The sequence below is a fragment of the Sphingomonas sanxanigenens DSM 19645 = NX02 genome (assembly GCF_000512205.2).
Taxonomy (GTDB): domain Bacteria; phylum Pseudomonadota; class Alphaproteobacteria; order Sphingomonadales; family Sphingomonadaceae; genus Sphingomonas_D; species Sphingomonas_D sanxanigenens.
In genome coordinates this window covers 103,396-130,325 of sequence record NZ_CP011450.1, presented here as the reverse complement: position 1 = coordinate 130,325, position 26,930 = coordinate 103,396, and the positions used below count along the sequence as shown (strand labels likewise).

Here is a 26,930-nt window from a genome sequence, read left to right as displayed (position 1 = left end):
GCAAGGCGGGTCGTCGAGCAGGAGCCGGTCGCAACTGGCTCGATGAGCCCAGGCTGGATTAGAAGGTAGACGCGCGGCCGCGCGTCGGGCGACAATTCACGTGGGGATGGGCCGGCACTTCAGCAGCCCGTTTTGGAATGAGTGGATGGTTCAATTTAACGACTGGTGCGATGCGGCCGATACTCCTTTGGGCAATCACCATGTCCGCGTGATGACCGGACGCACAGCGGATGCCGCCATGGGCATCCAGCTGACGGCGACGGCGGTTCCCGCCCACTATGCGGCGGAGGAGCGTCTGGCAGCTGCGCTCGCGCGGCTGGGCAAGCCGGCTGCAGCCAAGATGGTTACCGATCTTCTTCCGCAAACACCGCAGATACGCTCCGGTGATCTGGGGGAAATCTACGCGACCGAATGGATTGATGCCCACAGCGGCTACCGGGCTCCCATCAAGCGACTGCGGTGGAAGGACCATCGCGACATGGCGATGCGCGGCGACGATGTGATCGGCATGATCCTTGATCCTGCGACGCAGCGCCTACGGTTCCTCAAGACCGAGGCAAAGAGCCGCATCGATCTGCGGGCGCAGACGCTTCAGGAAGCGCGCGCTGGGCTCGACAAGGATGGCGGCCTTCCGTCGTCGCACGCCCTGTCGTTCATCTCGGCGAGGCTGATGGACCTTGGGACGGACGCTCCACTCGTCGACGCCATCGACGAGGCTCTCTATCGCCTCGGCATCCCGCCCGATCATGTCCGGCATCTTCTCTTCACCTTCTCCGGCAACGCGCCGGAGGCACTGCTGACGCAGGCGCTGCTGGCCTATCCCGGCCCGATCGGGCAGTGGGGCGTAGGGCTGCACGTGGATGGACACGCCGCCTTTGTCGGCGCGGTCTACGCTCAGGTGATCGCCAATGCCAACCAGCCCTGAGGCGATCTCCGCCGCCATCACCGATGCAGCCGCCACCGGTTTTCGCGGTCGTCTGATCGCGCGCGGCCAGGCACGGGCGATGATATGGCGGCAGGGCGTGCTCCCGGCGGGCGCACCGGCCTTTTCTGCGCAACTGAGCTTCGACCTGCACAGCTATGGTTATGGGCTGCTCGGGCTTGGGCTGCGTCTTCTGGAACTCGGTGGCGACCCGGCCCAGGCGCGTGTCGCCTTCGAGCAGGCCGCGACCGCCCTTGAGGCGGTCATGGCCAAGGGCAATCGCGCCGAAGCCGACCGCGATTTTCACTTCGTGATGGCGGCTGCGAGCTACCATCTCGCGCATCTCTCCGCCCGTGCCTACTCCCTCCTTGCGGTCGTGGCGGAGGAGGAGAACTTCTCGCTCATCGAGCAGGCGCTGGCGCTTCTCATGCGGCGGGACATCAACGAGCTGCGTGCCCGGGTCTATGCCTTTCGTCTCGATGGTCGGGGATCGGATGAGGCCATCACCGCGCTCTTCCAGCAGCGTCTTGCCGATCCGCTTGTCGGCGACGCGGCCGAGCGGGACGGCCACGATTTCCTGTTCGAGGGCCTCGACCTTGCCCTAACCGATGCCTTCTTCGGTGCCGTGTCGATGTTCCTGCTCGCGCTTGACCGCGGCGAGCGCGCTCTGATCGACCGTGCGATCGCCCAACTGCGCGAGAACCTCGCCATTTGCGCCGAGCTGAACCTGGTGCCGCAATGGTGGGCGCACCGCGTCGCGATCCATCTGCTCTCCGACCTATGGTCGAACACGTTCCACGAGAGGGTGCCTCTCATTCCGGCCGGTGGAGAGGCGCCGCCGTGGCGGGGCTTGCGCGATCTCTTCATCGGACTGCTCGCCCGCCGTCCAAGGGCGGAAGTTGACTTGTGGCCGTCACAGATAGAGGCCGCCGCGCGCGCGGTCGATCAGGCCGACAATCTCGTGGTCTCGCTACCGACGAGCGCCGGGAAGACGAGGGTCGCCGAGCTCTCGATCCTTCGCTGCCTGGCTGCCGGGCGCCGCGTGATGTTCGTCACGCCACTTCGTGCTCTGTCCGCGCAGACGGAAACGACGCTTCAGCGTACGTTCGGCCCGCTCGGCAAGACCATATCCGCCCTGTACGGTAGCATCGGCGTCTCTGCGTTCGACGAGGACGCGATCCGCGAGCGGGACATTGTCGTCGCAACTCCGGAGAAACTCGACTTCGCCTTGAGGAACGATCCGTCGTTGCTCGACGATGTCGGTCTGCTCGTCTTCGACGAGGGCCACATGATCGGTCCGGGTGAGCGCGAAGTTCGCTACGAGGTCCAGATACAGCGCCTGCTCCGCCGACCAGACGCGGAGCAGCGCCGGATCGTCTGCCTGTCGGCAATCCTGCCCGATGGCCCGCAGCTCGAGGATTTCTCGGCGTGGCTGCGGCGCGATCAGCCAGGCGATCCCATCAAGGACGACTGGCGGCCGACACGTCTGCGGTTCGGCGAGGTGGTCTGGTCATCCCCCCGGGCACGCCTCAACCTGAGGGTCGGCGAAGAGCAGCCCTTCGTGCCCGGGTTCCTCACCGGCGTGGCACCGCCGCTCTTCATACCGCCGAAGAAGCTGCGGACCCGGCTGTTTCCCGACAATCAGCAGGAGCTCAGCCTTGCCACCGCCTGGCGTCTGGTCGACGATGGACAGACCGTCCTGATCTATTGCCCGGAACGGCGCAGCGTCGAGCCGTTCGCCAAGGTCATCGTCGACCTGCATACGCGAGGCGCGCTTGCGTCACTGCTCACGGTCGACCCGGTGCGGCTGCAGACCGCGATCGCGCTCGGTGAAGAATGGCTGGGCGCGGACAGCGATATCCTCAAATGCCTGCGCCTGGGCGTGGCCCTCCACCACGGCGCGCTTCCGACCGCCTACCGAAAAGAGGTTGAGAGGCTCCTGCGAGACGGCGTTCTGAAGGTGACGATCTCATCGCCCACTCTCGCGCAGGGGCTCAACCTCTCGGCGACGGCGGTCGTCATGCATTCGCTCTATCGGCATGGCGAGAAGATCCAGGTCTCCGAGTTCAAGAACGTGATCGGACGCGCCGGGCGGGCCTATGTCGACGTCGAAGGCTTGGTGCTCTTCCCGATCTTCAGCGACACCCAGAACAAGAGGCATGACGAGTGGGTTGGCCTGATCGGGGATCTCGGCGCCCGCGAGATGGAAAGCGGCCTCGTTCAGCTCATTTTTGCGCTCCTGAAGAGGATGCATGGGCGGATCGGCGGCAATCTCGAGCAGCTCGTCGACTATGTGGTCAACAACGCCGCGGCCTGGACCTTCCCCGAAGTGGCGGGCGAGATCCCCGAAAAACGCGAACGAGCGCTCAAGCAATGGGAGCGCTCCATGGCGACGCTCGATACGGCGATCCTCAGCCTGATCGGCGAAGACGATGTTCCCGATGACCAGATCGAAGCCGCGCTCGACACGGTTCTTCAGTCCTCTCTCTGGAACCGGCGCCTAGAGCGCCTCGATGCCGGGTCGCGCGCCGCTTACCGTGCGACGCTCCTCACCCGAAGCCGCTACATTTGGGCCAATTCGACTGCCGTCTCGCGCCGCGGCTATTTTCTTGCGGGGCTGGGTCTCGAGGCGGGTCACGCGCTCGACGCGGTGGCGCCGGTGGCCAACGACCTTCTGGTGCAGGCGAACGCCGCGCTGCTGGTTGGAGATCACGAGGCTGCGATTACGGCGATCACCGGCATCGCCGAGCGGGTCTTCTCCTTCTATCCGTTCGAGCCGGACCCATTTCCGGGGAACTGGCGCGACATCCTCCGCTGCTGGCTGCTCGGGCAGCCACTCGCCTCCGCCGTCGCGGGGCAGGAAGGCGATGCGCTGCAGTTCATCGAGGGCGGCCTCGTCTATCGCCTGCCGTGGGCGATGGAGGCGCTTCGTGTGCGTGCGGCCGCCAACGGTGATGTCGTTGGCGTCTTCGGCCTGGCCCTCGCCGATCATGAGCTGGGTCTAGCGGTCCCTGCCGTTGAGACCGGCACCATGAACCGATCGGCTTCGATTCTCATCCAGGCGGGCTTCAACTCGCGTTTGGCAGCCATCAAGGCCGTCGTGGACACCGGCGCGACTTTCACGTCCGGTGCGGAATTGCGAACATGGCTACGCTCGCCTGTCCTCGCGGCCTGGTCGGCTCAGCCGGACTGGCCTTCTCCCGAGACGCGAGCAATGTGGCTCGAGTTCGCCCAGGAGGCCGCGCCTGCGGCGAACCGGACCTGGGCACGACGGGACTATGTGGGGAATGTCGAGTGGTTCGCGGCGCCGGCTCCGCCCGGCTCTCCCGTGAGCTTGCACAACTGGAACGGCCAGCCATTGGTGCTCTCTGCCGATGGGCGCGGCATCGGCCGCCTCCAGCATCCCCTCAACCATAATCGGCGTGGCCTTCTCCGCGCGACAGTCGCGCTGAACCCTGCGCAGCTTGAGCTGAGCTATCTCGGACCCGATGACCTTTGGGCTGTGGCATAGCCGTGCCCATTTACCGAGCCACTGTATCGCATCGCGGAGATCATGATGAGAATCTGCAAGACCGCCGAGACGCTTCGCGCCTTCTCTGATACCGAGGCGGGCCGCCAACTGGTGTCTGGGCGGTTCTAGGCCATGCTTGTCGCCCGCGCCCAGCTCGATTTAATTCGGGACCTCGTCGCCCGCTTTCAGCAGGACGACAGCATGATGCGGCCTGTTGCCGACTTCCAGTCGCAATATGTCGCGATCGTTGCGCTCCTGCGATCGGTTGGACATGTGTTCGCCAATGTTGACTGTCACGATGCCGCTCGGCGCGAGTACAGCCGCGAACAATGGCCGATCTGGCGGCGAGATCCGATTTTCAGCGAGTTCATCGAGCCGACGCGCAACGCCCTCCTGAAGGAATTCCAAGGCGGCCTTGAACTGCGCAGCGAGGGCTTCGGAACGATTGCCGTGGTGGTCGATCCGACGATGCCGGGCAACGTGGCTCGCGTCGCTGCGTTCGACGCGCGAGAGGTGCGGGATCGTCTTGGCCGGCCGGTACTGCCGAACTTTCATGCCGCGATTGCCTTCTGGGACCGCTGCCTCTCGCAGGCAGAGACAGCTTTCGGCGAAGCGCCCACGTTGCGCAGTTGAGCCGTAGCGAAGGACCGAGCGGCTGCTTTACCGCTATCTCAGAAGCGCTTCGGCCACGTCCATATACCGGCTCGGGTGAACGCCGTCGCGGGAGCGGAAGCGGCCGAGATCCAGGGTCTCGTCACCAAAGCGAGCAGCGACGGAGCTGACGGTGTAGGCTTGTGGGCGGGCGTATGGCAGCAGCCAGATCACACGGTTGAAACAGAACTGCGCACGTATCTCAGCGAGGCGGGCGGCGAGAGCCGGTCCGGCCATGTCATTGGAGCCCATCGAGAAGATGCAGGTATTGTAGCGTTTTCCCGGTCTTCGCCAGGAAAGGACCTGGGCGGCCGTGGCCCGCTCTGCGGCCTGAACGTCACAATGGCGTTCGTAGCGCGCGTTTATCGCCTGCGCGGTGCCGACGCCCGTGCTGTCTCCAAGGATCAGACACTCGAACATCAAAGCTTCCCTCGGCCTCCGGTCGGCGGAAGGCATGACCAGCGAGCAAATCCGTCTAGCCCGTTGCGCAGTTTGCTGGGCATGGTCGCGGTCCATCGCCACGTGGTCGATGTTGGCCCGACCGCCGAGGGTCGGGCCAACGCGTCAGTAGCAGCGCCACCCGCGGAGATGCGGCGCTTCCCAGCGCCACCCGCAATGCCGGTACCACCGGCCGTGCCAGCGATACCAACCATGACGAGGGCCTGGTTCGGCTATCCACACTGGGCCGCGCCATCCTGGCGCCCAGCGATGATGGCCGGTCCAATGATGCCAGCCCGGCCCCCACGCCGGCGGCGGCGCCCAGACCTGAGCCGCTGCGGGGGTAAGGGACGTGCCGAGGAGCGCCAGCAGACCGACGATTGCCGACGTCAGCACTTTCATCACGCGCGAGCGCCAGCGACGCGCCTCCGATCGGGAGGGTGGCGTCTGGCTCTCCAGATGGCGGAGCGCGTTGTTGTGGGAGCTATCGGCAGCACCGCGCCGCCGCCCACGGATCAGATCGCGAACAATCGTCCTCATATCCAAATCCTCTGCATGAGCAATTCGGGCATGAGATGCGCCGGAGAGAGAGCCGGCGCCCTCTAGTCCCAGCCGAACCGCTATGGCGTTCGGCGTCAGTCGAGCTAGTATTCCTCGGCGCCCCGTCAAGGGTCTAAGGCCAGGCTTTGGCGACCAATAACGGCTGTAGGAACCGGAACGAGGGCAGACACTTACCTGGATGGCGGTGCGAGAAGGTACGGTCGGAAATGGCGCAGCTGACGCAACTCGAATTGGCGAACTGGGCAGCTCTCTACGCTGCTACGGCGCTGTGCTGTGCGATCGCCCTCGCGTTGTCGATTGTCGGCGCTGGAGTGCACGTCTGCCGCGAACGCGCCTGGGAAGAAGTTCGGAGCGTTCGACAAGCAATTCTCTTCGTGTCCAAGCTCTGGTGGCTGTGGCAACGGCTCTACTTTCGCTCGACGCCGGTTATCATCGCCATTGTGGGCGGGTTCGCGATGACGCTTCGCTGGAGCTGAGAAGCACGGGGCTCAACTCACAGGTCCAGGGCGGCGGCAACCTTTCGCGCTACCCGGCCCAGCTCGAGGTCGCCGGAACTGAGGCAGAGCAGCGGAGCGATCTCGCGCATGCGGGAATGCCCGCTGGTGCTCGATCCGTCATGCTCGTCGTCACCGTGGTCGATGGCGTCGATCGCCAGACGCTTGATCTCCCCGGTGATCCGCGAGCGCGCCTCGATCAGGAAGTCCGGTCGCGCAGGGCCGAGCGGCGTCAGAATATCGAACACGGGCTTTTCGATCGCGGCATCGATGCCATGCCGGTGAAGGTTGCGCTGGATCGACAGCAATTCGCGCAGCAGGCTGCGCTCGAACTCGGAGTCGACCGGGATGAAACGCTGCCCCGAGTAGATCGGCTGGGCGTAGGCGCGAAGCGGAGCATAGCCACGCGCCTCGGGATATTGACCAGCGACGACGATCACGAGGAAAGGGCCACGGACCAGGTTGCCCCGCACCGACGGGGATTGCACCCGATTGGCGACGCGCACTGGCCGGTTGTCGGCGGTCTCGATGACATGGCCGGTGATCTGATGCGAGAAGAGCGCGAAGAACGCCTGCGGCGCGTGGCCGGGAGGCCAGTCTCGGGAGAGACGCCTCAGAACCGCATAGGCGCGCCGGCTGTGCAGGGCATCGGCGTGGGTCCAGAAGGCGCGGCTGAGCTCGATGCCGGGCGCGATCTCGATCCTGCTGCTCGCCTTCACTAGAGCATCGAACTCCCGCTTGATCGAAGGCTCCTCCGCGCCATCGGACAAGGGAAAAGCCCGGGTCGTCCCTGCAACGTCGAGGAGGCGCCATAGCAGCCGGGCCAGCCTAGGCACCGAGGCGTGGCGCGTGCGATCGTCGCTGGCGTCGCTCTCGGGCTGTTGCGCGAGCTTGCTGGGGGCAGGCCGCAGGACCTCGAAGAAGCCCTCGGGAGGCGCCGCCGGCGTTTCGCGCGATCGTACCTCCGAGATGCGATGGGTGACCTGATCCCGGAAGAAGGGGCAGTCGGCGCGGTGGTCGGGTCGCTTTGCGCTGGTCAGCCGGCGGAGATAATAGGTCTCCGCCTCCGACAGGAAGGCGGGCGTAAGTATCGGCGGCGGATCGTCCGCGGCCAGGCAATCACAGGCGATCCACTTGGCGCCGATTCGGGCGTTCTGGACGAGCATGATTCCTGCTTCTTCATCGCCAGGCGATCCCTGGCCGATGTACCAACGCACCAGCGCCTCGCGGAGCGGAGCGGGCAGCGCGATCCGAGGGCCGCGGCCATCCGTGTCTCGGTCAATCAGCCACATGATCCAGTTTCGGGCGATCCAATGCAGCCATAGTTTGCCCGCTCCAGGGAATTGACAACTGCAAATCGCCTGATCTCAACTTCCTGAACTAGGGGTCAGGGAGGTTTGATATGCGTGCGTTGTTGCTCGCGAGCACACTTGTCATCGTTGATAGCGGGGCCGCGCTCGCGGCGAACCAACGCGCCGCTTCGCCGGTGCGCAGCGTCCAGCTGATCAGCATGACGGGGCGGTCGGACGTCGCCGCCGACGCTAAGGATGGGACGGCCGAGCCCCGCATGGAGGGTCCGGCCGAGGCCGTCATAGCGGATGTGGAGGGCTTCCGGGTCCACGATCTGAGCCGTCGCTGGGTCGAGTATCAGATGGGTGAAAGACTCGCGGCAGAGGCCGGCGCAACGACGGCGGTCGCGGAGGAGGACCCCTTTGCCCCGGTCGGTGTTGCCCAGCTCGGCGCCCCGACCAGTCAGACGGCGGCACTTGCTCCATTTTCCGCGATCGCCGTGCCGGCATGGATGCGCGGCGGCCCGGTATTCGCTGCGGCTGCGACGACCTTCGTCCCCGGATGCTCGCCGACCGGTTACCGGCGAAGCGGTTTCCTGCCCGCCGATGCCGAAGTCCGCCGCCAGACATATTTCTCGATGATGAGCAACGTCGCCTGCGAATACGGGATTCCAGTCGGGCTGTTCGATGCGATGATCATTCGGGAGAGTGTGGATCGGCGTGGAAAAAGGACCCCGGTAGCGGGGTGATCGGCGTCGAAAAAGGACCCCTCATCCCGGTGGTCTAGGCTGTTCGCTTGGCAGGTGTCAGGCGGCGAGATCGGGATGTTGGTATTGGAGACGGTGTTGAGGATCCGGCGCGAGCACGCGGCGGGGAAAGCCATCAAGGCGATAATGCGCGACCTGCATCTGTCACGTGGGGTGGTGCGCAAGGCGATCCGGTCGCCGGAGGCGGACATGGGCTACCGACGCGAGGTTCAGCCGCTGCCGAAGATCGGACCATTCCAGGTGCGACTGGATGCGCTGTTGAAGGAAGACGAGGCACGGCCGCGGCGCGAGAAGCTGCGCATCACGCGTATCCACGACCTGCTGCTGCGCGAGGGGTTTGACGGCTCGTATGATGCGGTGCGTCGCTATGCGGCCCGCTGGCGGCAGGCGCGGCGTCGCGACGTGATGGATGCGCCGGCGTTCATCCCGCTGCTGTTCCGGCCGGGCGAGGCCTATCAGTTCGACTGGAGCCATGAGGACGTCGAGATCGCGGGCAAGCCGATGCGCGTGAAGGTCGCGCATGTGCGGCTGTGCGCGTCGCGAGTGATATACGTGCGAGCCTATCCCCGCGAGACGCAGGAGATGCTGTTCGACGCGCATGCGCGGGCGTTCGCCTTTTTCGGGGGCGTGCCAACGCGCGGCATCTACGACAACATGAAGACCGCGGTGACGAGCGTGTTCACCGGCAAGGAGCGGGTCTTCAACCGGCGGTTCCTGGTCATGGCCAACCACTACATGGTCGAACCGACGGCATGTTCGCCGGCAGCCGGTTGGGAGAAGGGTCAGGTCGAGAACCAGGTGCAGACGGCACGTGGCCGGTTCTTCCAACCACGCCTGCGCTTTGCCAGCATTGAGGAGCTGAACGGTTGGCTGGAGGCGGAGTGTCGCCGTTGGGCGGACACGCACCAGCATCCCGAGCAGAAGGAACTGACGGTCGCTCAGGCCTGGGCTGCGGAGCGCAGCGTGCTTCAGCCCGTCGTCGCGCCCTTCGACGGGTTCTACGAGAGCGAACACGCGGTGAGCGGCACGTGCCTGATAAACTTTGACCGCAACCGCTACTCGGTCATGGCCAAGGCGGTGCGGCGCGCGGTCCAGGTCCGTGCCTATGCCGACCGCATCGTCGTGCGCTGCGACGGCGAGGTCGTTGCCGACCATCCCCGGTTTTTCGGACGCGACCGGACCATCTACGACCCGTGGCACTATCTGCCGGTGCTGGTCACCAAGCCCGGCGCCTTGCGCAACGGTGCACCATTCCAAAACTGGGAGTTGCCACCTGCGCTGTCGCGGCTCCGGCGCAAGCTAGGCGCTGGCGATGATGCTGACCGGCGGTTCGTGCGGGTGCTGGCGGCGGTGCTCGACGACGAGCTGAACCTCGTCGAGGCGGCTGTACGCGAGGCGTTGCTGGCCGGCGTCACCAGCGACGATGTCATCCTCAACATACTGGCCCGCAGGCGAGAACCGCCTCGACCGTTGGCCATCGTCACGGCCGAGGACCTGGCGCTGCGTCATCCGCCTCTTGCCGACTGCACGCGCTACGACAGCCTGCGAGGCCTCCATGCAGCGGCATGAGATGATGACGGCCATGGCGGGTCTCGGCCTGAAGGGCATGGCCAGTGCCTTCGACGAGGCGGTGACCACCGGACTACAGCGCAAGCGCACGACGATGGAGATCCTGACCGACCTGCTGCGTGCCGAGGCAACCCACCGCCATGCAGCGTCGGTCCGATACCGGATGTCGGCCGTCAGGTTGCCGGCGGTGAAGGATCTCGACGGCTTCGTCTTCGACGGCACCCCCATCAACGAGGGGCTCGTACGCTCGCTGCACAGCGGCTCGTTCCTGGCGAGCCAGCGCAACGTCGTGCTGGTCGGCGGTACGGGCACCGGCAAGACACACCTGGCCAGCGCCATCACCGCCAACGTCGTGCGGGCCGGTGCCCGCGGGCACTACTTCAACACGGTCGACCTCGTGAACCGGCTCGAGGAGGAGAACCGCCTCGGCAAAGCCGGCGCGCTCGCAAAACAGCTCTCCCGCCTCGATGTCGTGGTGCTGGACGAGCTCGGCTATCTGCCCTTCGCCCGCTCAGGCGGTCAGCTGCTCTTCCATCTGGTGAGCAAGCTCTACGAGCGCACCTCGGTCATCGTCACGACGAACCTCGCCTTTGGCGAGTGGCCAACCGTCTTTGGTGACCCGAAGATGACCACCGCGCTGCTCGATCGCATTACCCACCATTGCGACATCGTCGAGACCGGCAACGACAGCTGGCGCTTCAAACACCGCAGCTGACGCAAGGGACTACCGGCAGAAGACGCTTCGCGCTGGTTGCGCCTCCGGTCGAGCTACGCCCGCCCTACGCCGCAACCAGCGCGAACGGCACGCCCGCCATACCTGTCACGCAGCTCGACGAAGGGGGTCCCTTTTGCACGCCGATAGGGGGTCCTTTTTGGACGCCGATTGACACGGGAGAGCCGCTACAACGCCTCCGCGGTGTCCCCGAAAAGCGCATTTGGCCTGACGCAGCTGATGCCTGGGACGGCCGCCGGTCTAGGCGTGAACCGCTACGACGTGGAGCAGAATCTTCGTGGCGGAGCGCGGTATCTGCGTCAGCAGCTCGACCGGTTCGGTGCCTATCACCTGGCCTTGGCGGCCTACAATGCCGGGCCCGGGCGCGTCAGGAACGGGAGTGTGCCGCGGATCGTCGAGACCCAGGATTATGTCTCGAACGTCCTGCTCAACTGGTCTCGGCTCAGCGGCATTTCGAGAGTTGCGACCATCCACACGAGTGCATCGCCGGCACCGCGCCGTGAACCATTCGTTCGCGCCGCCACGGTGTCGAGCTTCTGAGAAGTCGTGCCGATCGCACGGGTGCCGCGCTAGAGAAGCGGGTCGCGCCCCGAGCCGAATTGCGAGCGACGCTGGAGGACCGCCGTGATCTCGGTGACCATCCGCTTGATGACCGCCGACTGGAAATAGGTGCCCCACTCGCTGCGGATTTCGCTGCCGTCCATGCCCTCGAGCTCCTGAAGAGCCTCGACGAGCCGGTGGGGCAGACCTTTGAACAAGGTGCTCAGCATCGCCACGAGTGCGGTGAAGCGATCGTCCTGCACGAGCTCCATCTCGCGGGTCATCTCGACGCTGATGACTGCCTGCATGAGGTCGATGTTAAGGGCCCTGAGGATCGCCTGGAATTCCGGCAAGGTCATCGAGGCGCGCTTCTCCGGATCCCGGTGAAGGATCGTGCCGAGCCTGCTCTTCTTGATACCTGAGCGCAGCGCCATCGTCCGGATGCCGATGTCGTTGGCCTCCATCGCGCGCATGATCATCGGCACATAGTCGGCCGCTGCTTCAGCTTCTGCCTCGAGGGGCAGCTCCTGCTCCATTCGATTCGTAAGCGATGACACTTTTCGCCCCCGCAGTCCTTTTTGCGGACAGAGCGACACAATCAAACCTTATCGATCTTGGCAAGCCCTTCGAGAAAAGCCCGCGCACCCCTCACAACCGAATTTATCTAATTCGCACAACCTTTTCGCCCTCGTCACGACCACGCCCGCGCGCGCTTTTTGGCGGCTTTTGCTCGTCGATTCCGATCTTGCTCAACAGCTTGGCGGTGCCCTGCTCGACCACATAATCGAACAGCAGCATGGAGATAGCGTCGCCGACCGTCAGGGCCGATCCGAGATGCTTTTCGAGTCGCCGCTTGGCCTCCGTCAGGCTTTCCGCGCTCGTCTTCGTGATGCTTAGATGGATGCGGATCGGGCCCTTGGTCGGCACCTTCTCGAGGTGCTTGCGCAGCGTTTCCACGTCGTGCTGCTCGATCGCGCCTGCGGCGCCGGCGGTGGCGCGCGCGTTCACGAGGTTCCCGAGCGACTGGTAGCGCCGTGTCTGATTGGAGTGAATCCGCAGACTCTCGGTGGTCAGCCGAAACAGATACTCGGATACGTCGAGGGTGTACCCCCGCATTGCCTGCCCGCCCATTCCCGCATGTCCTTGCTTGCCTGGCTTCGGCTGAAGTCGCCAAGGTGAAGTGACATCGCCCTATACGACTCGTCCGGGGCGAGCCAAGTGTACCCGCACAGGGACTTGCCCGCAAAGCCGGACCTGGGTCCGCAACCGCGGACAGCGCGCCTGAAAGCCGGGACAAGGTGTCCGCGAATCAAGATGAAGAATCGTTGTTCGCGGACGATGTTTGGCTCTGCCGAAGGTTCTTTAGGCACGGCCGCTAGATAAATCCGCCGAGAGCCCGGCGGTTCCAACAAAAGCCGGTTGTAGCGAAAGTCGTCGGGGACCCACCCTTCAATTGGGCGCGGAGGTGCCGCGTCTCCATCGAAGGGAAAACTCTTATGCAGTCTCTGCTGAATCGGAGCGGGCGCATGGAGATGGCGATCCTCGCCCTCGCTGTGATGCTGTTCGCGCTCCTGTGGTTCGCCGGGCCGGCCTTTGCCGGGGCGGATACCACGTTCGACACGGCCCTCACGAAGTTCACCGACTTCCTCGAGGGGTCGGGCGGCAAGGTAATTACCGTGCTGTCGCTCGCCGGCGGCATCGTGGCGCTCGCCTCGGGCCGCTTCTCCATGGGTCAGATCGCCATTCCGGTCGGCGTCGGTGTCGGCGCCGGCACGGGCATTCCGATCGTCACCTCGACGGTGACGGCGACGATCTGACGCAACGAGCCTGGCGCGTCGGGGTGGCAGCCTCGGCGCGGCACAGGGGGAGGGTGGTGCAATGGCCGCAGACAAGTACGCGATCCCATCTCATCTGGACGATCCAGAACTGATCGGGCTGTGGACGCTGGATGAGTTCCTGGCGATGGTTACGCCATTCGTCTGGGGGATCATGACCCAGCACATCGTCATCGGAACGGCGTTGGCATTCGCCGGCTGGTGGGGATTGAAAAAGGCAAAAGCGGGTCGTGCCGCGTCTTGGCTGCTCCATCTGGCCTATTGGCATCTTCCGGCCGGCTTCACCGGCCTGAGGGCCACGCCACCCTCTTATCTCCGACTGATGGCGGGCTGAGATGGACCTCGCATTCAGCCACGCAAGCAACCAGCGGGTTCTTCGCCAGCGCAACTTCCTGGTCGTGGTCGCAGGCGCGCTTGCGGCGATAACAGCGCTGCTGCTCGCCTTCGGCATCTCGCGAGACCGCGAGATCGTCCTCCAGCCCGTACTGCGCTCGCCGGTGACCGTCAGCAGTGCCGGCGTCTCCCGCGAATATCTCGAGATGATCACGCGCGACGTGGTGGTGCTCACGCTCGACCGCAGTCCGCAAAACCTCGAATATTGGATGAACGCGGTGCTCGAGATCACATCGCCGCGCGTTCAGGGCAAGATCAAGTCCGACCTCCTCAAGATCGTCAACGAACAGCGCGGCTCCTCGATCTCCCAGTTCTTCACGATTGAGTCGATGGACATCGATCCCAAGAACCTGCGGTCCGAGGTGACCGGCGAGCTCCACACCATTGTCGGCAACAAGGTGATCTCCAGGGAGCGCCGCACCTTCCGCTACGACTGGGAGTATGAGGGCTTGTCGCTCCGCCTGGTCGGCTTCGGGATGGTCCGCACCGGCAAGGAGCAAGACAAATGATGGCTTTCTATGCCGTCGGCAGCGCTGCTGCAGGCACCATCCTCATGTCCCGCATCTACTGCATCCTGAGCAGGGTGGCGGGCGCCTGCCTGATCACGCTGGCGGTCTTCCTGTTCGCGCAGCCGGCATGGGCAGACCAAACGGTCGTGGCCGCCGACAGCGCCCAGGTCGACTGTCAGGCGTCGGCCAAGGACCTGACCCGGATCAGCCTGGTCGATGACGAGTTCGCGAGCGTGTCGAAGATCTCGACCGGCAACCCGCAGGACGACTTCTCGGTCGTCAACGAGCCAGTCCGGGGCGACATCTACCTGAGCGTGCCCGAAGGTTTCGGCCGCCCGGCGCTTTCCTTCTTCGGCACGAGCAAGCGCGGCTACGTCTACAAGTTCGTCTGCCGGATCGCCGGCGACCAGGCGGCGCAGGTGTTTGTGTCCAATCCGGCGATCGCCCGGGAAAAGGCAGCCGAGGGCTCGCCCCAGCAGGTCGCCGCCGGGCCGCAGGATGCCGCGGTCGAGCTCGTCCAGGCCATGTACGCCAACAGCGTCGCCGACGGCTATGAGATGCGGCAGCGCGCGCTGAAGCCGGTCTATGTCGGCAAGCTCAAGGTCCAGATGATCGCTGAATATCGCGGGCAGGACCTGACCGGCAAGGTGCTGCGCATCGAGAACACGGGCGATGCGCCGACCGAGTTGACCGAGCGCACGGTCGCTCCGGCAAGCGCGCTCGCCGTCTCCATCGCCGAGCCCAAGCTCGCCCCGGGGAAGGTCACGACGGCCTACCTCGTCTCCCAGAATGTGAGGTAAGCCCATGGCCTTCTCGGACATTTTCACTCGTAAGCGGAGGCCCCTCGACGAGGCGGAGGGAGAGGGGGTCTCGCCTGTCGGAGGCGAACTGGCGGGCAACGAAGCGGTGCGCCGCAAGCAGCGAATGCTGCTCGCCGGGGTCGCCGGCGTCGGGCTGGTTCTGTCCTCCATGTGGATCTTCAGCGGCGACGAAGGCGAGAAGGCCGCCGACGCCGATGGCGCCGAGAAGGTCGAGGTCTCGACCAAGGATCTGGTGAACCGCAACCTCTCGCAGCAGGAGTGGATGGCGCTCTCGGAAAACCGGTTTGAGTCCACCGAGAACCAGCTCAAGTCGGTGAACGGCCAGCAGGCGAGAATGGACAATCTCGCCGCTCAGATCGAAGCACTGAAGGGGCAGAACTCGTCGATGCAGGCCGACGGCCAGCGAGTGCTGTCCGCTTACCAGGCGGAGAATGAGCAGCTCCGCAAGCAGCTGAACGAGCGGCCTTCGGCGCCGCCCCCGGCGCCGGGCCCCGCGGCACTGTACGGGCGAGGTGGCCCGCAAGCCTATCAGCGGCCGGACGCGCCGGGCGAGGCCGGCGCAGCGCCTCCGCTCAGCCGCGCCGCCGAGGTCAAGATGGTCAGCTTCTCGTCTTCCGACACGGGGACTGCGTCCAAGGTGGCGAAGGGCAGCACGGTCTATACCGACAGCCCGAACTATCTGCCGCCCAACAGCTTCGCCTCGGCCAAGGTCATCGTGGGGGTGGACGCGAGCGCCGGCGTGAACAGCCAGACCGATCCGCTGCCCGTCGTTCTGCGCGTTACCGGGCCGGCGCGCTCGGTGCTGCAGAACGGCAAGCTCCTCACGACCAAGATCCAGGGCTGCCTCATCAACGGCGCGGCGCGCGGAGACCTTTCCAGCGAGAAGGTCTACGTCAAGCTGCAGAAGATGACGTGCCCGCAGCCTGGCGGCCGCTACGCCGTCTCGGAGGTCAAGGGCTTCATCGCGTTCGGCGGCAAGACCGGCGTGCGCGGGCGGGTGGTCAGCCGCGAGGGTTCGCTTGCCATGCAGGCGTTCCTCGCGGGCCTCGTCGGCGGTGCCGGCAACGCGCTCAACACGGCCTTCCAGCAGCCGCTGGCGACGATCAGCACCGATGGCGACGGTGGAACTAACCGCACGCCGAGCTTGGGCAATGTCGGCCTGCGTGCGCTCGGCGGCGGTGCCGCGGAGTCGGGCAAGGACGTCTCGAAATATCTGATCGAGCGCGCCGAACAGTACCAGCCGGTCATCGAGATGCCGACCGGCGTCGATGTCGAAATCGTCTTCCTGGAGGGTGTTTATGTCCGCAATTGATCGCTTGCGCCGGAGCGCGTTCGCGCGCCCCTGGAAGCTGCTCACCGGCGTCGCGGCGCTTGGCGCTGCCAGCGTCGCCCTCGCGGCCCAGGTCGCGGGTCCGAGCAGCGCCGAGGTCACGAACCTGCTCAAGACGCGCCTGCCGAAGACGCCCCTAACCCAGGTCAATTGCGAGAAGGTACGTGGCCTCTGCGAGGTGACGGCGGGGTCGAACCTCTTCTACGTCGACGCCGGCGCCCGCTACCTCATCATCGGCCGGGTCTATGACATGGAGACACGCCAGGATCTCACGGCCGCCCGGCTGCTCGAGATCAACCCCGACATGCTCGTCGGCGGTGCGGCCAAGGCCAATGCCGCGGCCGCGGAAGGCGAGGGCCAGGGAAAGGAAGCGGCCGCTCCAGCGCAGGCGAGGGTCGAGAAGACCGCGCTCCCCGCGCGGCCGACTAGGCTGGCGCTGGACGGACTTCCGAAGGACGGCGCGATCGTCTGGGGCAATCCGGCGGGGCAGACAGTCACGGTCTTCACCGACTTCCGGTGTGGGTATTGCCGCGCGCTGACGAACGTGCTGCGCAGCATGAACGTTCGGGTCGTCGAGCGGCCGATCTCCGTTCTCGGCAGTCGCGATATCGCCGACCGCGTCTATTGCGCCAGGAATCGCGAGGAGGCGCTACATGCCGCGTATGCCGGCGAGCCGCTCAAGAGCGGCCCGTCGTGCGATACGTCGGGCCTCGATGCGAACGAGGCCTTCGCTCACAAGCACGGCTTGAGCGGAACGCCGGTGATCGTGCGCAGCGATGGAGCGATGCTCGAGGGCTATCGGCCCAAAGAGTTCCTGCAGAGCTGGCTCAAGGACGCGCGCTCGTGAGCGCGCCGCGCCTCGGCCGCCGGGCTGCGGTCGCCGCGCTTGGCTTCGGCACGCTGATGAGCCTGAGCGGCTGCACGACCTTCGGCGGCAACGTGAAGGGCAGCTTCACCTGCCAGGCGCCGGACGGCATCTGCGCGCCATCCTCCACGATCGACGATCGCGCGCTGGCGATGATCTCCGGTGACGCCGGCGATGTCATGATCCCGGCAGGGCCCTATCCGACACCGGCACAACAGCCCCGTGCCCTGCGCACCGCTGTGGCAGCGCCGCTCTCGGACGCGCACGGGCAGGTCGCGCCGCGAACCCGCGAGAAGGTGCTCCGCATTGTGTTTCAGCCCTATGTCGATGACCGGGGCCGGCTGCATGAATCGAGCGCTGTCCACGCGGTCGTCCAATCCGAGTGGCAGGCCCAGGCGCTTGCGGATGCGACTCCCATCCCCGACAGCAGGTCGGCTGATGCACCTGTTCAGCTGAGCCTTGTCGATGCGGTCGAGCGCGAGGTTCCCGGTGTGGTGGACGTCGCCGCGTTCGACCCGAACATGCCGGACCCGGATGTGGTGGCGGCTGCCCGGTCCAGAAAGCCGGATCCGGTTGCAGCGATCAAGGCGGATGTCGCCAGCCGTCTGGCTATCAAGGTCAAGCCGGCGCGCGGCGCGCCGACGGCTGGAGCGCCCGCCTCGGCATCCTCAGCGACTGGGTCGCAGCAACCGACTGCGTCCGCCACGGCCACCAAGCGCGCAGCTGGCGGCGGCGAGAGCGCCGCGGCGGGCGTGCCAGCCAGCCGCCGAAGCGAGGCGCCGCCTCAAGTCAAACAGCGCTCGGAGGGTGCTCCCGCCACGAGCACTGCGTCCGGCCAGGAGGCAGCTGCGCGCGTGAAGGCGAGCCAAGAGTATCAGGAAGCGCGCGAGCGGATCGAGGACAGCGCGCGCGGCTCCGCCGGAGCGACGCCCGGGGCGGGGCTCACGACCCTGACGAGCCCCACCGTCCGCGCTGCGAGCTTCCCCGCGGCGGTTCCGGAGGACAATTGACATGAGCGCGAAGCCCCGTTTCTACGACAGCCTGCTCTCCGGTCTGTTCGGCGATAGCAAGCGGCCAGAGGCCGAGCGTCCGGACTTGGCCGTGCCGATGCTCGCGCATTGGCTGCCCTATCGCAGCTACGACCCGAAAACGGGCATCTTCTACAACTCCGCCTCGCGCGGATTCGTGATCGAGGTCTCACCGCTCGTCGGGGCGGATGAGCGTACCGGCGAGATCCTGACCCAATTCTTGTCCGAGGGCATCCCGGTGCCCGGATGCCTGCAGTTCCACGACTGGATGAGCCCGCGGATCAGCGAGCGGCTCTCCAAATGGTATCTGCCCCGCTACTCGGCGAGCGGCGTCTACGAGCGGATGGCCAAGCATCGGGTCGACTTCCTCACGGACGGCGTGTGGAACTCGCTTTCGGCCGATGCGCCATTCTGTCTTCGCAACCACCGCGTCGCCATTTCCTATTCGACGCCGGAAAGCTCGCGTGTCTCGGTCGAGGAAATCGTCGCCGTGATGGACGGCCTCATCTCCGTGCTCGGCTCGATCGGGGTCTCCGCGCGCAAAATGGATCCGGTCGCGCTGATCGGGTGGATCGACGACATCACCTCGCCGACCACGGCCGCGGGCGACGATGTCATCAGCTACAATCCGCTTGATCCCATCGCCGACCAGGCGGTGCGCCGCGACATCGAGATGAAGGTCGATCCCGACCGCATCCTGCTGCGGACGGAACGGTTTCGCCCGACCGGCAAGGAGGTCAACGGCGCGCCCGAGATCGGCGAGATCTATCCCGACGTATTCGACGTGCGCTCGTTCTCGGTCCGCAATCTTCCTCAGCGCTGGGCGCCCTGGGACTGCGCGCGGCTGATCGGCGACATGTTCGCCGACAAGCTGCGAATGCCGTGCCCGGTCTCCACGAACCTGTGCCTCGACTTTCCCGATCCCCAGTCCTCGAGCAACAAGGCCGGTTTCAAGTTCATGCGCACCACGAGCCTCGCCGACTCCAAGTCCGCGCGCTTCCTTCCCCAACTCCGCGAGCAGTCCCAGGAGTGGAAGTTCGTCAATGACGAGATCCGCCAGGGGCGCAAGCTCGTGCGCCTGTTCTACAGCGTTACGTCCTTCTCTCCCAAAGGGAAGGGAGACGCCAACGAGCGCGTCCTCAAGTCGGTCTACAGGGCCGCAGGCTGGGACCTGCTCGACGACCGCTACCTCCAGGTGATGGGCCTCTTGTGCGCGATGCCCATGACGATGGCGAACGGGCTGTCCCGCGACCTCGAGCGCATGAAGCGCATGCGGACCATGCTCAGCACGACCGCGGCGAACCTGGCTCCCATACAGGGCGAGTATCTCGGTGGTCACACGCCGCACCTGCTCCTGATCGGCCGACGGGGCCAGCCCTTCTTCTGGAGCCCGTTCGAGAACGCCGCAGGCAACCATAACGTGGCGGTGTTCGGCAAGTCGGGGTCGGGCAAGTCGGTCGCCCTGCAGGAGCTGTGCGCCTCGTTGTGCGGTGCGGGATCCAAGGTTGTCGTGATCGATGACGGCCGCTCCTTCGAGCACTCGGCCAAGCTGCAGGGCGGTGCCTTCGTCGAGTTCACGATGTCGAGCGGCTTCTGCCTGAACCCGTTCTCGATGATCGACGCCGCCCAGGCGGCCGAGGATGAGGACTATCTCCTCGACTGCATGGCGATGCTCAAGGCCATCGTGAACCAGATGTCCCGCCACATCGACCGGCTGACCGACACCGAGCGCGGCCTGATCGACGGCGCAGTCAACCGCGTCTGGGAGGCCAAAGGCAGGAACGGCTCGATCGACGACGTGATCGCCGCGCTCAACGAGACTGGCAACGAGCTTGCCTCGCATCTCGCCATCGCAATGATGCCGTTCTCGAGCGCCGGCACCTACGGCAAGTTCTTCCAGGGTGAGGTCTCGTTCGAGCTGCAGGCACAGCTCACGGTGTTCGAGCTGTCCGACCTGTCCTCGCGCGAGGAACTGCGCAGCGTCGTCCTGACCGCGATCATGTTCATGTCGCAGCAGATGATGCGGAAGGTCGACCGCTCGCTTCCCAAGGCGCTGCTCCTGGACGAGGCCTGGCAGATGCTTCGCGGTGGGGCGATGGCCGATTTCATCGAAACCTACGCCCGCACGTGCCGCAAGTATGGCGCCTCGTTGGTGACGGCCACGCAGTCGCTCAACGACTACTACAAGTCGGCCGGGTCCATAGCCGCCCTCGAGAACAGCGACTGGTTCGTGATCCTCCAGCAGAAGCCGGAAACGATCGCCGACTTCAAGAAGCACGATCGCTTCGAGATGGACGACTATACCGACGCGCTGCTCCGCTCGCTCAAGCGCAACAGCTTCGAATATTCCGACATCATGATCAAGGGGCCGGAGACGCTGGCGGTCGGCCGGCTGGTCCTCGATCCCTTCTCTGCCGCGCTGTTCTCGTCGAGCCCGCGCACCTTCGCTGCCATCGAGGCGATGGTCGCCGACGGGCTCAGCATGGATGAGGCGATCGAGCGGATCGCATTCCCCGAGAACCCCGAAAAATGGACGATGCCCGCCGCTGATGCGGCGGCAATCGCTGCGGAGTGAAACCATGGCGACCATGCTCACAGAGCCGACCACCCCCAGCTCACGTCGCCCGTCGCGCGGGCTCGATGTCGGGTTTCTGCTTTACTTCTACCTCCACATGGCAGGGTTCCTCGCGTCGACCCTGCTCATCACCTGGGGCCTGTTCGTCCTCTTCTTCCTCGCCATCGGCGGCTTCTCGTTCGACGGGATGATGCACCAGCTCGACAATCTTGCGAGCCGGTACGTCGCCGCCGACGCCGCTCGCATCACGTCATTCCGGCACGTCCTGATCGTCGCGCACATGCTTCTGGCGGCCGGAGTCATCTTCTTCCGCCGGCACAGCATCCTGCCTTCGCGCGATCCCAAGGGGAGCAACACCGATGTCTGATCAGCCTCAGCTCGACCTTCAAGCTCCTCCGACGGCGCCGAAGGCTGCTGCGCCGGCCCGTTCGGGGCGTGGTTTCGGCGGGTTCACGCGGGCTCAGCTGGTGATGGGCGCGATCCTGATCGTCGCACTGATCTGGGCGATGTGGGTGACCAAGGCACTCGTCGAGCCCCGGGAGGAGCATATCGTCAAGGCGAGCCTCTCTAACATTGTCGGCGAATATGTGAGCGCGCAGGCGCGCTCCGCGTCGCCGCCCGGGCAGGTCGAGGCCGAGATGCGTGCCTTCATGTCCTCGCTCGACCACGAACTCCAGCGTCGTGGGGCGGGGGGGCAGGTGGTGCTGGTCGGCGAGGCGGTGCTGACGAAAAACGTGCCCGACATCACCGACAGCCTGCGAAAGGCCGTCTATGCGAGCGGCGTTCGCCAACCCCGGCCGGCGAGCGCTCAGGAGATGCAGCAGCTCCAGCAGCAGATGGCGCCGGGACCGGCGACGCCATCGATGCCCGGCGGGGCCGCTGCCGGTGCCGGCGCAACGCTCGAGCCGATGGCGGCCGTCCCATCCGGAGCGGCCATGCCGCAGGCCGGCTCCGGTGCCGGCGCTGCGCCTCCCGCGGCAATCCCCGGGGCAGCGATCACCACCTTTGGAGGTCCCGATGGCAGAGGCGGTCAGTAATGCGACGGCCGCCCCCTGGCGGCCGCGCAAACGACTTTGGGGCCTGTATGGCGGGCTCGTCGCGGGAAGCGTGGTGCTCGGCGCGATCAGCGACTGGCGCGACAATCACGCGCTCCTGATCAACACCACCGACTCGCTTCCGAACTGGGCGTTCGTCATCCACCGGAACAAGGTGCCGGTCAGGGACGAGTACGTCTTCTTCGATCCGCCCCCCAGCGAGCTGGTGCGGCGCCATTTCGGCGCCAAGCCGCAGATGTTCGGCAAGATCGTCTACGGCCTGCCGGGCGACGTTGTGGCGCACTGGCACCGCGCCGTAACGGTGAACGGACGGATCGTGGGCTACACCAAGCCCACGACCAGAAGCGGCGAGCGGCTCGCGATCGGGCCGAGCGGCGTGATACCGGCGGGCTGCTACTATGTCGGCACGCCCCACAAGGATGGTTTCGACTCCCGCTACGCGGCGATCGGCTTTGCCTGTCGGCGCCAGATTGTCGGCACCGGCGAGGCGATCCTGTGATCCGCGCGGCCGCTGCCTCGCTCGCCGGTGCTGCCTGTCTGGGCGCCGCGGTCCTGGTCGCCGGATCGGAGCGGGGCGAAGCGCGGGACTTCGGCCAGCTCGGGCAGACATTCCCCGTCATCGAGGCCGACCTGCTTTCCACGATCGAGGCTCGGTTGCAACGCGCGCAGGCGACGGGAGAGATGGACCGCGTCAACGCGGCCTTCGCCAAGCGCGTGGAGGCCAAGGTGCGGCGCCCGGTGCCGGTGGCCGGCATCACGCCTGCCGAGGAGCCGCGAGCCTGGGACTATGACCCGAGCATCACGCTCGAGCGCGAGATCCGGGACCACAAAGGACAGGTTATCGCGCAAGCCGGGCAGAGGATCAATCCGCTCGACTTCGTCTCGATGCGGCAGAGCCTCGTCTTTGTCGATGGCGACGACACGGCGCAGGTCGCGTGGGCGACCGGACGGTTCACCGACCTCAACGCGAAAATCATCTTCGTCAACGGCTCGCCGATCGAATCGATGACGGCGCGCAAGCGCCGGTTCTTCTTCGACCAGGACGGTCGCCTGACCGCCAAGTTTGGCATCCGCCACACCCCGGCCGTGGTGTCGCAGGCCGGCAGTCTGCTGCGCGTCTCGGAGACCGTCCTCAAGCCGGCAGCAAAGAGCTGATGCCCCTTTGGCTGGACCTTCTGCGGACCCCCATGGCCGCACCGGAAACCGGCGCCCTTCGCCGCATGCGGCTGGTGTGGCAGGGGCTGTGCCTGTCGGTCGCGTTGGTCGTGGGGTTCTTCGCGCAGTTCCATGCCGCCCTTGGCCGGGCTGCGCCGTGCCTCGCGGCCGCACTGCTCGCCGCGGCGGCGCTGTACACCTGGCTCTATCTTCGCCGGAAGAATGCGGCCGACACCGCCTTCCTGCAGGAGACGGGGGAGGCGGGCTGATGCGCTGGCTGAGGGCCATCCTCGGCGTCTTGGGGCTGCTGCTCGTGGTGGTGGCCCTGGCGCCGCGCGCCGAGGCGGCGCCGACGTGCACGGGCAAGTTCGTGAATCCCATCACGGACGTCTGCTGGTCTTGCCTCTTTCCGCTTTCGATCGGCGGGGCGAAGATCTGGCCGGGCAGCCGCCCCGACACCAACAATCCTGCGTCGCCGGTGTGCGCGTGCGCCGACCCCTTGCCCCGGATCGGCATCTCGGTCGGCTTCTGGGAGCCCGCGAGGCTGGCGGACGTAACGATGAAGCCGTGGTGCTTTCCCAACCTCGGGGGAACGCGGATCGCGCCGGGCTTCGACATCGGCCAAGGCTACCTAGCCGGGCCGTCGATGGTAGGCGGCCGGTCGCAGAGCACGGCGAAGTGGCACGTCCACTGGTACGTCTACCCGCTCCTATACTGGATGGAGATCCTGACCGACTTCATCTGCTTCGAGCAGGCATCGTTCGACATCGCCTATATGACCGAGGTCGATCCGCTGTGGCAGGACGACTCGCTGACCGCGATCATCAACCCCGAGGCGATCGTCTTCGCGAACCCGATCGCGAAGGCGGCGTGCGCGGGCGACTGCATTGCGGGAACGGCCGCGCTGCCGCTCGACGCGCTGTTCTGGTGCGCGGGGTGCCAGGGCAGCATGTATCCGCTCAACGGCAACATTCCCGCCTCGATCGGGCATGTCCAGTCGTCGCGGCTCGCGCTTTCCCGGTTCGCCTACAAAATGCACCGCGAAGGCCTCGCCTGGGGCACGATGGGCTCGCAGGGGCTCTGCAAGAAGTACCTGATGCCGATCATGCGGAAGCAGCAATACCGCTTCCAGATGGTCAACCCGATCCCGACGGTGAGCGGCCGGTTCGCCTGCTCGGCGATCGGCGCCTCGACCATGCCGCCCGATGCTGGACGCGCCTTTCCCGCCGGCGGCGAGGACATGGGCTACCTCGTCTGGCGCAAGCGCAACTGCTGCGTGTTCTGAGGAGAGAGACATGCGTCTTCTGACATCCGGCATCGTCGCGCTTCTCGGCACGGCTGGCCTTTCGGCATTGCTCGCGCAATCCGTCGACGGGGTCGACGTTCAGGCCGTCAAGAAGCGCGCGGCCGACATGGCGGCAGAAGCGCAGGCCTTCGTCGACCAGGTGAAGGACCGCGGTGACGAATTCCGCGAGCAGGCGAGCGTCGTCCGTAAGTCGGGCATCGACAACATGCAGCGGGTTGCCGCGACCGATCTGCCAAAGGGACCGGGAGGTAAGATCGACTTCGACGAGCTTGTGCAGGGCGCGGCGACAAATGCCAATGTCCCAGGGGGCGATGCCCCGCAATTCATCGTCTTCGCCAGCCTGTCGATGCCGCCGGCGTCGCTCAAGCAGCTGATCGCCGATACCGCGCGGGCTGGCGGCGTCGTCGTTTTCCGCGGGTTCCCCAACAACTCGGCCAAGGAGTTCGTCAGCCGTCTCGGTCAGGTCGTCCAGAAGGGCGACATGCCGAACATCGGAATCGACCCGCGGCTTTTCCGCGCGTTCGACGTGCAGGCGGTACCGACATATGTGGCGGTCTCGTCGACCTTCGACCTGTGCGCCGGATTTCACTGCCAGACCAAGGTTCCGCCCCATGACCGCATCGAGGGCAACGTCACGGTCGACTATGCCCTCAACACCTTCGCGGAGGCTAACGGACCGGGCGCGCGCATCGCATCGGTGGCGCTCGGCAACCTGGCGCGGAGCCGGCGCCAATGAAGCTTCGCGCCATCGTGGCCGTGCTTGCCGGCGTCTGCCTGACGATCAGCTCTGCTGGCGCGCAGCAGATGACGATCGAGCAGGCGCGCGAAGAGGGCAAGGCGTTTGGCAACGCAAAGCGGGGAGATGAGAGCCTTGTTCCCAATTCGGAGGCGCAGGCCCAGGCCGTCCCGGGCTATTCCGGGACCAATCAGCCGCAGAGCACCTACTTCGACGATCCGGATGCGCTCATCGCGGCGGGGACGGCCCAGCGGTCGACCAACGAGTCCTACCGGACCGTCACCGATGCGGACCGCACGCGGCCCGCCTTCAGCAACGCGGAGATCCTTGCGACGACGTCGCGCGCAACGTCGATCGAGAACGATCCGTCGGCCTACCTCGCCGATGAGAATATCGGCTCGACCACCGGCCAGTGCCAACCGCTGCCGCCAGGTTCCGGCGCGGGAGGATATTACGAGGCGACGTGCAACCAGGGAACGAAGCTCGACGAAGTGCCGAGGTCCTGTTCCATCAGGATGGCGCCTGAGATCACGAAAACCGACGCGTACAAGTATTTCGTCGTTCCCGACAGCGCCTATGGTACGCCGTTCGCACGCTATTCCTCGATGGCGCCGCACGTCGCGGCCGGAACCTGCAAGCCCACGGGCGTGGCCATGCAGGCCTGCGCCGCGCACCGGATTTACGGTGTGTCCACCAACAAGTTCTGCGACGACTACTATGCGACGGAATATGTCTGCTCGCAGAACCTGAGGGATATCGCCCTCTTGCCGAGCCCCATCACTGGCGAGGGCTGGCACGAGAAGACCGTCCAGACCAGCGTGACGGTGAAGCGGGTCGACGGCTGCGCCGAAATGGCAGCCGATGCGATGTGCACCGCTGCTGGGGCCGGCGAGGTCTGCACCGAAGGACCTGAGACCCGCATCATCGACGGCGTGCCGGTAACGCAGGCCTGTTGGGCGTGGAAGCGCGACTTCACCTGCAATGTCATGAGCGCAGGGAACGACTGCGGCGATCTCGACGCGAACCGACAGTGCACGTTTCTGCGCGAGGACTGCCTGGACGACCCGCAGCAGGGTGCGTGCAAGGTCAAGGAGAAGGTCTATCGTTGCCCGACACCGGACACTCCGACCTCAAACGCGCCGCAGTACATCTGTGGTGACGATGTCTACTGCATCAACGGGGACTGTGAGCCGATCACCCGCGAAGCCTCGACCGAGTTCAAGGACGCCTTGGTCGCGTTGCATGCGATCGACGACGCTTCGAAAGGCTTCGACCCGAACAATCTGACCGTCTTCTCGGGAACGCGGGACACCTGCCACAAGCCGGTGTTCGGTCTCATCAATTGCTGCGCGGGCAAGGTATCCGGCGCGCTCACGGTCGCCGCCGGTGGCGCGGCGCTCGCCGGCGGGCCCGTCGCGATCGCCGCGCTCGCGACCCCGTTCCTCGCACTGTTCGCCTGCTCCCAGGACGAAATGAAGCTCGACATCAAGGACCGCATGGGGTTCTGCCACAAGGTCGGAACCTGGTGCTCGTCCAGCTTCCTCGGCATCTGCAAGACGAAGAAGACGGCCTACTGCTGCTTCGAAAGCAAGCTGAGCCGTGTCCTTCAGGAGCAGGGCCGCGTTCAGCTCAACAAACCGTGGGGCAAGCCCAAGAACGAGCAGTGCAAGGGCTTCAGCATTGCCGAGTTCCAGCGGCTCGATCTCTCGAAAATGGACTTCACGGAAGTGTACGCCGACTTCCTCGACGCGGCCAAGCTGCCGGACGAGGTCCAGACAATGACCGAGATCCAGTCGAAGATCCAGAATTACTACGACCTGCATGGAGGCAAGCCATGATCAGCCACG

The 26,930-nt window shown here is 65.7% G+C and carries 27 protein-coding genes and 1 pseudogene; 24 read left to right on the top strand and 4 right to left on the bottom strand.

Features of this window, described 5'->3' with window-relative positions:
- Positions 1-145: 145 nt before the first annotated feature.
- From NX02_RS29290 to NX02_RS29280, 3 genes are all read left to right on the top strand, one after another.
- The gene (locus tag NX02_RS29290) at positions 146-925 is read left to right on the top strand and encodes a Hachiman antiphage defense system protein HamA (protein WP_047100316.1); all 780 of its coding nucleotides are present in this window, start codon (positions 146-148) and stop codon (positions 923-925) included.
- A complete protein-coding gene (locus NX02_RS29285) occupies positions 909-4,433 on the top strand; it encodes a DEAD/DEAH box helicase (RefSeq protein WP_047100315.1) in 3,525 nt (1,174 codons plus the stop codon). The genes NX02_RS29290 and NX02_RS29285 overlap by 17 nt, the downstream gene beginning before the upstream one ends.
- A gap of 132 nt (positions 4,434-4,565) precedes the next feature.
- Positions 4,566-5,066, top strand: coding sequence for a hypothetical protein (locus NX02_RS29280; protein ID WP_047100314.1), 501 nt, complete (start codon positions 4,566-4,568; stop codon positions 5,064-5,066).
- A gap of 33 nt (positions 5,067-5,099) precedes the next feature.
- Here the strand turns inward: NX02_RS29280 and NX02_RS29275 are convergent, their stop codons facing one another.
- Positions 5,100-5,504, bottom strand: a complete 405-nt coding sequence (locus NX02_RS29275) for an SGNH/GDSL hydrolase family protein (RefSeq protein WP_047100462.1) — start codon at positions 5,502-5,504, stop codon at positions 5,100-5,102.
- 785 nt (positions 5,505-6,289) lie between these two features.
- Between NX02_RS29275 and NX02_RS29270 the strand changes: the two genes are divergently transcribed.
- Positions 6,290-6,559, top strand: coding sequence for a hypothetical protein (locus NX02_RS29270; RefSeq protein ID WP_047100313.1), 270 nt, complete (start codon positions 6,290-6,292; stop codon positions 6,557-6,559).
- Positions 6,560-6,576: 17 nt separating this feature from the next.
- Here NX02_RS29270 and NX02_RS29265 read toward each other — a convergent pair whose 3' ends face one another.
- Positions 6,577-7,869 (bottom strand): hypothetical protein, encoded by a 1,293-nt coding sequence (locus NX02_RS29265; RefSeq protein ID WP_047100312.1) that lies wholly within the window; start codon positions 7,867-7,869, stop codon positions 6,577-6,579.
- A gap of 110 nt (positions 7,870-7,979) precedes the next feature.
- Between NX02_RS29265 and NX02_RS29260 the strand changes: the two genes are divergently transcribed.
- From NX02_RS29260 to NX02_RS29245, 4 genes and pseudogenes are all read left to right on the top strand, one after another.
- Positions 7,980-8,615: a hypothetical protein gene (locus NX02_RS29260; RefSeq protein ID WP_211258381.1), complete on the top strand. Its 636-nt coding sequence runs from the start codon at positions 7,980-7,982 to the stop codon at positions 8,613-8,615.
- A 75-nt stretch (positions 8,616-8,690) separates the two neighbouring features.
- Positions 8,691-10,202, top strand: a complete 1,512-nt coding sequence (istA, locus tag NX02_RS29255) for an IS21 family transposase (RefSeq protein ID WP_025291104.1) — start codon at positions 8,691-8,693, stop codon at positions 10,200-10,202.
- Positions 10,189-10,917, top strand: coding sequence for an IS21-like element helper ATPase IstB (istB, locus tag NX02_RS29250; protein ID WP_025291103.1), 729 nt, complete (start codon positions 10,189-10,191; stop codon positions 10,915-10,917). The genes istA and istB overlap by 14 nt, the downstream gene beginning before the upstream one ends.
- Positions 10,918-11,088: 171 nt before the next feature.
- A pseudogene (locus NX02_RS29245) lies at positions 11,089-11,475 on the top strand (lytic transglycosylase domain-containing protein); the annotation flags it as partial.
- A 29-nt stretch (positions 11,476-11,504) separates the two neighbouring features.
- On the opposite strand, the gene NX02_RS29240 reads toward NX02_RS29245, so the two are convergent.
- Both NX02_RS29240 and NX02_RS29235 read right to left on the bottom strand, forming a co-directional pair.
- Positions 11,505-12,011: a hypothetical protein gene (locus NX02_RS29240; protein WP_047100311.1), complete on the bottom strand. Its 507-nt coding sequence runs from the start codon at positions 12,009-12,011 to the stop codon at positions 11,505-11,507.
- A gap of 124 nt (positions 12,012-12,135) precedes the next feature.
- On the bottom strand, positions 12,136-12,606 hold the full coding sequence (locus tag NX02_RS29235) for a hypothetical protein (protein ID WP_047100310.1): 471 nt from the start codon (positions 12,604-12,606) through the stop codon (positions 12,136-12,138).
- 365 nt (positions 12,607-12,971) lie between these two features.
- On the opposite strand from NX02_RS29235, the gene NX02_RS29230 reads away from it, so the two are divergent.
- The 16 genes from NX02_RS29230 (at position 12,972) to NX02_RS29155 (ending at position 26,921) form a co-directional block, all read left to right on the top strand.
- Complete coding sequence (locus NX02_RS29230; RefSeq protein WP_030541416.1) at positions 12,972-13,292, top strand: TrbC/VirB2 family protein; 321 nt, start codon at positions 12,972-12,974, stop codon at positions 13,290-13,292.
- Positions 13,293-13,353: 61 nt separating this feature from the next.
- Complete coding sequence (traL, locus tag NX02_RS29225; protein ID WP_007406717.1) at positions 13,354-13,644, top strand: type IV conjugative transfer system protein TraL; 291 nt, start codon at positions 13,354-13,356, stop codon at positions 13,642-13,644.
- Position 13,645: 1 nt separating this feature from the next.
- Positions 13,646-14,212, top strand: coding sequence for a type IV conjugative transfer system protein TraE (locus NX02_RS29220; RefSeq protein ID WP_047100309.1), 567 nt, complete (start codon positions 13,646-13,648; stop codon positions 14,210-14,212).
- Positions 14,209-15,012 carry a type-F conjugative transfer system secretin TraK gene (locus NX02_RS29215; protein WP_007406605.1) on the top strand — a complete coding sequence of 268 codons (804 nt, stop codon included), beginning with the start codon at positions 14,209-14,211 and terminating at the stop codon, positions 15,010-15,012. The genes NX02_RS29220 and NX02_RS29215 overlap by 4 nt, the downstream gene beginning before the upstream one ends.
- Positions 15,013-15,016: 4 nt before the next feature.
- On the top strand, positions 15,017-16,345 hold the full coding sequence (locus NX02_RS29210) for a TrbI/VirB10 family protein (RefSeq protein ID WP_047100308.1): 1,329 nt from the start codon (positions 15,017-15,019) through the stop codon (positions 16,343-16,345).
- The gene (locus tag NX02_RS29205) at positions 16,332-17,210 is read left to right on the top strand and encodes a DsbC family protein (protein WP_047100307.1); all 879 of its coding nucleotides are present in this window, start codon (positions 16,332-16,334) and stop codon (positions 17,208-17,210) included. The genes NX02_RS29210 and NX02_RS29205 overlap by 14 nt, the downstream gene beginning before the upstream one ends.
- Complete coding sequence (locus NX02_RS29200; protein ID WP_047100306.1) at positions 17,207-18,238, top strand: TraV family lipoprotein; 1,032 nt, start codon at positions 17,207-17,209, stop codon at positions 18,236-18,238. The genes NX02_RS29205 and NX02_RS29200 overlap by 4 nt, the downstream gene beginning before the upstream one ends.
- Position 18,239: 1 nt before the next feature.
- The gene (gene traC / locus NX02_RS29195) at positions 18,240-20,831 is read left to right on the top strand and encodes a type IV secretion system protein TraC (RefSeq protein WP_047100305.1); all 2,592 of its coding nucleotides are present in this window, start codon (positions 18,240-18,242) and stop codon (positions 20,829-20,831) included.
- Positions 20,832-20,835: 4 nt separating this feature from the next.
- Positions 20,836-21,198: a hypothetical protein gene (locus NX02_RS29190; protein WP_047100459.1), complete on the top strand. Its 363-nt coding sequence runs from the start codon at positions 20,836-20,838 to the stop codon at positions 21,196-21,198.
- A gap of 103 nt (positions 21,199-21,301) precedes the next feature.
- Positions 21,302-21,868, top strand: coding sequence for a type-F conjugative transfer system protein TrbI (locus NX02_RS29185; protein ID WP_158014304.1), 567 nt, complete (start codon positions 21,302-21,304; stop codon positions 21,866-21,868).
- Positions 21,849-22,385 (top strand): S26 family signal peptidase, encoded by a 537-nt coding sequence (locus NX02_RS29180; protein ID WP_047100303.1) that lies wholly within the window; start codon positions 21,849-21,851, stop codon positions 22,383-22,385. Before NX02_RS29185 ends, NX02_RS29180 begins: the two co-directional genes overlap by 20 nt.
- A complete protein-coding gene (gene traW, locus NX02_RS29175) occupies positions 22,382-23,041 on the top strand; it encodes a type-F conjugative transfer system protein TraW (protein ID WP_084718414.1) in 660 nt (219 codons plus the stop codon). The genes NX02_RS29180 and traW overlap by 4 nt, the downstream gene beginning before the upstream one ends.
- Positions 23,041-23,310: a hypothetical protein gene (locus NX02_RS29170; RefSeq protein WP_047100302.1), complete on the top strand. Its 270-nt coding sequence runs from the start codon at positions 23,041-23,043 to the stop codon at positions 23,308-23,310. Before traW ends, NX02_RS29170 begins: the two co-directional genes overlap by 1 nt.
- Positions 23,310-24,326 carry a conjugal transfer pilus assembly protein TraU gene (traU, locus tag NX02_RS29165; RefSeq protein WP_007406589.1) on the top strand — a complete coding sequence of 339 codons (1,017 nt, stop codon included), beginning with the start codon at positions 23,310-23,312 and terminating at the stop codon, positions 24,324-24,326. Before NX02_RS29170 ends, traU begins: the two co-directional genes overlap by 1 nt.
- Positions 24,327-24,336: 10 nt before the next feature.
- Entirely contained in the window at positions 24,337-25,083 is a 747-nt protein-coding gene (gene trbC, locus NX02_RS29160; protein WP_047100301.1) for a type-F conjugative transfer system pilin assembly protein TrbC, read from the top strand.
- A complete protein-coding gene (locus tag NX02_RS29155; RefSeq protein ID WP_047100300.1) occupies positions 25,080-26,921 on the top strand; it encodes a conjugal transfer protein TraN in 1,842 nt (613 codons plus the stop codon). The genes trbC and NX02_RS29155 overlap by 4 nt, the downstream gene beginning before the upstream one ends.
- Positions 26,922-26,930: the final 9 nt, after the last annotated feature.